Genomic DNA, 5190 nt, shown 5'->3' on the forward strand with positions numbered 1-5190 from the left:
GTGCGAGGCATCGACGGTGGCGCGGGAGAAGTCCAGTCGGTCCGCCGCCCCTAACCGGTCCAGCAGCACCTGTTGCAGCTCCTCCCAGACGCCGGCCTGTTGCCATTCGGCCAGGCGCCGCCAGCAGGTGGGGCCGGATCCGAAGCCCAACTCCTGAACGCAACAACTCCCATTGAATGCCGGTGTAGAGCACGAACAGGCTGCCCTGCAGCGTCTTGCGGTCATCGATCCGCCTCCGGCCCGGGTACCGGTAGCGACGCTCATGCCGGGGCAGCAGCGGCTCGATCACCGCCCACAGTTCATCACTGACTTCCCACGGCTTCCGCCGAGCCGAAGATCATTCTGCAAGGACTCGTAAGTCCTGCTGATGCGGCAGATCATCAGCGGTGCACGACTGATCCACGGGCGAACGTCGAGAGACAGACTCTGCACATATTCCGTCAGAGATATGCCTTCAACTGGCAATGCCCTCCTACAGATGCTCCGCCCGCGTCTTGGCCATAGAGTTTTTGACGTCAGTACACCACGGAGCCACGGCAGACACCGGGCGTACCACTTTTGAAGCGGGACCAATTGTGCAGGTAGCCGTGACAGGGGACGAGACCGGCCGACCCGTCAAGACGTCGAGCTTCGTCGGCCGACGCCAGGAGACCGCCGAAACCAAGCGCCTGTTGGCCGCCCACCGGCTGGTGAGCCTGACCGGGACGGGCGGCGTCGGCAAAACCAGGTTGGCTCTGCACGCCGTGCGCCGGCTGGCTCGGGGGTTCGCCGACGGAGTGCACATCGTCCAGCTGGCCGGTGTGCGGGACGCGTCGCTGGTGCCGCTCGCCCTGATCGATGGGCTGAGCATCCGTAACGGATCGGGGGGTTCGCCCGTCCGGTGCCTGGTCGATCATCTCCAGGACCGGGAACTCCTCCTGGTCCTGGACAACTGCGAACACCTGGCGGACGCCTGCGCTCGAATTGTCAAGACGTTGCTGGAGGAGAGCGCGGGGGTGCGCATCCTCGCCACCAGCAGGCACCCGCTGGACGTGCCCACCCAGCATGTCTTGGAGTTGCAGCCGCTGCCCACTCCTTCGCCGGGCGAGCCGCTACCTCCGAAGCCCGCCCTGGAGTACCCGGCACTGGCACTGTTCGCCGACCGGGCCGCGGCCGTGCTGCCCGGTTTCACGCTCACGGCGGACAACCAGGAACCGGTGATCGATCTGTGCCGCCGACTGGACGGGTTGCCGCTCGCGATCGAGCTGGCGGCGGTACGGATGCGTGCCCTGGGCGTGCAGCAGCTGCTCGAACGGCTCGACCGACGCTATCGGCTGCTGGCCGACGGCGAGGACGCCCTGCCCCGGCACCGCACCCTGCGGGCGGCCGTCGACTGGAGCCATGATCTGTGCACTCCCAAGGAGCAGACGGTGTGGGCGCACCTCTCGGTCTTCGCAGGGAGCTTCGACCTGGGCACAGTGGAGAAGGTCTGTGCCGGGCCCGGCCTCGACCGTGACGAGATGGTGGACGCCGTCACCGGTCTGGTGGACAAGTCGCTACTGGTCCGGGACGGCGACGCCCTCCACGCCCGGTACCGGATGCTGGAGTCGATCCGGCAGTACGGCCTCGACAGGCTTCGTGAGGGCGGCGCCGACGCAGAGAAGGCTGTCCGGCGCCGGGTGCGGGACTGGTGCCTGGACTTCGTCGAGGAGTGCGAGCAGCAATGGTTCGGCCCCAACCAGCCGAAGCTGGTCCGGCGGCTCCACACCGAGTCGGACACCATCCGCTCGGTGTTGGAGTTCTGCCTGAGCACCCCGGGCGAGTTGCAGGCCGGGCTGAAGCTGGCCGGGCATCTGTGGTTCTTCTGGTTCGCGTGCGGCGCCCTGGTGGAGGGCAGGTACTGGCTGGAGCGGTTGCTCGCCGCCGCTCCCGAGCCGACCAGTGCGCGGGTGCGGGCACTGTGGGCCCTGGCCCTGATGCTGTTGAGCCAGGGCAATGCTGTTAGGGCCGCTCCCCTCGTCGAGGAGGCACGCGAGCTGGCCCTGCAACTGGGTGACGAGGCCGAGGCGGCGCACACCTACTTTGGCCGCGGCGGTGCTCGCCTGATCACCGGCGACTACGAGAAGGCCCGGGACGTGTACGAGGAGGCACTCTCCCGTCCGCCGCGCAAGGGCGAGTCAATGAGCCTGGTCGGCTTCAAGTACGTCGAGCTGGCCCACGTCCTCGCCATCCAGGGTGAGCACGACCGCGCAATGGGCCTGTGCAAGGAGTTCCGGCAGATCTGCCTGGACCACGGCGAGCAGTGGGTCCACTCCTACCTCCTGCGCATCCTTGCCTTCGCCGAGTGGGCGAAGGGAGACGTGGCGGCGGCCAGGACCCACGCCCGGGAGTGCCTGCGGCTAAAGCGGGCGGTCGGCGATGTTTTCGGGATCGGCATGACGCTGGAACTGCTCGCCGCGGTCCATGCGCGCGACGGCGAGGGCCGGCCCGCCGCCGTCCTGCTGGGCGCGGCCAAGCGGATCTGGCAGGACGCCCACGTCGCACTGGACCGCACCCCTTCCCACGGTCCTGTGCGCACCGAAGCCGAAGAACGCGCTCGCGAGCTGCTGGGCGACACGTTCAAGGGCTTTTGCCGCGAGGGCCTGGAGCTCGCCCCGGACGCCGCAGTGGGCTACGCGGTGGGCGAGACGAAGTCTCCCGCCCGGTCGGTGCGCGACAGTCCGCTCACCCGCCGTGAGACGGAGGTCGCCGAGCTCATCGCGGAGGGGCTGACCAACCAGCAGATCGCCGACCGGCTGGTCGTCGCACTGCGGACGGCGGAGGGCCATGTGGAGCGGATCCTCAGCAAGCTGGACTTCACCTCCCGCAGTCAGGTCGCCGTCTGGACCGAGACACGTCGGGCCAGGCACCGCTGACGACGTGCATGCGTGAACCGGACGCCGACACCGTGCACGAGAGCAGTCACCGCCCAGACACCGAGCGAAAGGGAAGGCGGACCGATGAATCACGGAGAACCCCACACACCCATCAACCATCACGCCGGCATCCACTCGTCCGACGAGGAGTTCCTGGCGACGGTGGTGCCGTTCCTCAAGGAGGGCATCGCCGCCGAGGATGAACCGGACCCGGTGGCCATCACCACCTCGCGCAAGCTGGACCTGCTGCGGGACGCGCTCGGCCCGGACGCCTGCCACGTGGACTTCCACGACTCCGCGCAGTGGTATCGCGGGACACCCGCGAACAGCATGGCCACCGCTCTCGACTACTACGTCGCACACGCGAGCCCGCAGGGCCGTATCCACATGACGGGCGAGCCGGTCTGGGACGGTCGCTCTCCGCGCCAGATCACCGAGTGGAAGCGGTACGAGGCGCTGGCCACCGAGCTCTTCACCGGGGCCCCGCCCGACCTGATGTGCCTGTACGACACGCGCACCGCACCGCCCGACGTCATCGACGCCGCCCGGCACACCCATCCGACGGAACTGGATCGGCACGGCATCCGGCCCAGTCCGCTGTTCACGGAGCCCGCCGTCTACGTGACGCGGGACCTTGGCCCGCTGCCCCCGCCACCGCAGGACGCGATCGGGATGAGCCTTGACGAGGACCTGACCGCCGGTCACCGGTTCGCGGCAGACCAGGCACAGGCCCGCGGCATGGCGCCGGACGCGGCAGCCCGCTTCGGGCAGGCCGTGTCCGGCGCCACGGGCTACGCGGTGGCCCAGGGCTGCGACCGCGCGGACCTACAGTTGTGGTCGACCCGGCAGCGGATCATCTGCGAGCTGCGCACCTCGGTCGGACGCATCACCGATCCGTTCCTCGGCTTTCGGCCACCGGGCCCCCAGGCGCAGCCGGAGGACGGGCTCTGGAAGACCCGCCAGGTATGCGAGTTCGTGGACATGAGATCGGACAACGAGGAGAAGGAGGGATGGACCATCCGCATGGAAACAGCCCTCACACCAGCCGGTTGACGAACCGGCGCGCGGATTCGGGTAGTTCCCCCCGCGACCCGAACGCACGGCAGACGCATGGTGGATACGAGGCCGAGCCCTACGACGGGCCCGGCCTCGCCCCACAGGAGCCGAACGCCCCAAGTGCCGAAGGGAAACAACCATGCCGAACGCCCATCCGCGCGGCCTGCCAACCGTGGGCGGTGACTGCACCACGATTCTGGGCCCAGGGACGTCCTCGGTCCGCCAGGCCAGGTACGTCGTCCGCAAGTTTCTGGCCGAGCACGGCCTCCAGGAACTGGTGGACAGCGCCGAACTGCTGGTCAGCGAGCTCGCCACCAACGCGGTGGTGCACGCAAGCGGCCGCTACCGACTCACGCTGTCCCTGGACATCGGCACGCTGCGCTGCGAGGTGGCGGACGAGCAGCGGCAACTTCCCCGACCGCCGAACCGGCAGGCCGAGAGCAAAGAGGACAATGGGCACCACGAGAACCATGCCGGTGCAGCCGAGAGCGGGCGCGGTCTCCTCCTGGTCGACGCGCTGTCTCACCGGTGGGGTAGCCGTCTCATCGAGGGAGGCAAGGAAGTCTGGTTCGAGCTGGAGATCGGAGCACCGGACAGGAGGGACGGCGCGGAAGAAGCGGACGCGCGTCACATGGCGACGGGTCGCCTATGACCGGAGGCGGTGGCCGGTCGCACCGAGCCGTTCCTCTGGCTAATGGAGATGCCGTGGAAGGATGCATCACACTTCCTCCGTGTCCGATGGTGACCGATTCGGGAATGCGGCTTCGGGTGAGGGGGCCAGCTCGCAGACTGTTGCTGGGGAGGCAGGTGAGCCTCGAAGAAGTCGCTTGGAGAGATATGGCCGGCATTTCCAGATCTGTAGGTGGCGTACGCCGCCACGGCTGAGCAGAGTGCCCGACGCACCGCTGCAAATAACGAGTCCTTGCAGAATGATCTTCGTCTGGCACGGTGGAGGGGACGGTGATGTCGTTCCTCGGGGGTGAGGATGGCTCGGCGGAAGCCGTGGGAAGTCACGATGACCGCAAGACGCTGCAGGGCATCTTGTTCGTGCTCTACACCGGCATTCAATGGGAGTTGTTGCGTTCAGGAGTTGGGCTTCGGATCCGGCCCCACCTGCTGGCGGCGCCTGGCCGAATGGCAGCAGGCCGGCGTCTGGGAGGAGCTGCAACAGGTGCTGCTGGACCGGTTAGGGGCGGCGGACCGACTGGACTTCTCCCGCGCCACCGTCGATGCCTCGCAC

The 5190-nt window shown here is 68.1% G+C and carries 3 protein-coding genes and 2 pseudogenes; 4 read left to right on the forward strand and 1 reads right to left on the reverse strand.

Going from position 1 to position 5190, the window contains the following annotated elements; translation table 11 throughout:
* Positions 1–298: pseudogene (locus IF04_RS36335) on the reverse strand (transposase); the annotation flags it as partial.
* A gap of 289 nt (positions 299–587) precedes the next feature.
* Between IF04_RS36335 and IF04_RS0135195 the strand changes: the two are divergent.
* The 4 genes and pseudogenes from IF04_RS0135195 to IF04_RS39445 all read left to right on the forward strand — a co-directional run.
* Positions 588–2894: an ATP-binding protein gene (locus IF04_RS0135195; RefSeq protein ID WP_030267683.1), complete on the forward strand. Its 2307-nt coding sequence runs from the start codon at positions 588–590 to the stop codon at positions 2892–2894.
* Positions 2895–2978: 84 nt separating this feature from the next.
* Complete coding sequence (locus IF04_RS0135200) at positions 2979–3947, forward strand: MEDS domain-containing protein (protein WP_030267685.1); 969 nt, start codon at positions 2979–2981, stop codon at positions 3945–3947.
* Between the two features lie 142 nt (positions 3948–4089).
* Positions 4090–4602 (forward strand): ATP-binding protein, encoded by a 513-nt coding sequence (locus IF04_RS0135205; protein ID WP_051831854.1) that lies wholly within the window; start codon positions 4090–4092, stop codon positions 4600–4602.
* 362 nt (positions 4603–4964) lie between these two features.
* A pseudogene (locus IF04_RS39445) lies at positions 4965–5190 on the forward strand (transposase); the annotation flags it as partial.

This window comes from Streptomyces violens, from assembly GCF_000717745.1.
Lineage (GTDB): Bacteria > Actinomycetota > Actinomycetes > Streptomycetales > Streptomycetaceae > Streptomyces > Streptomyces violens.

Coding starts and splice junctions, on each gene's coding strand:
- IF04_RS0135200 (WP_030267685.1), top strand. CDS start 2,979: ATGAATCACGGAGAACCCCACACACCCATCAACCATCACGCCGGCATC.
- IF04_RS0135205 (WP_051831854.1), top strand. CDS start 4,090: ATGCCGAACGCCCATCCGCGCGGCCTGCCAACCGTGGGCGGTGACTGC.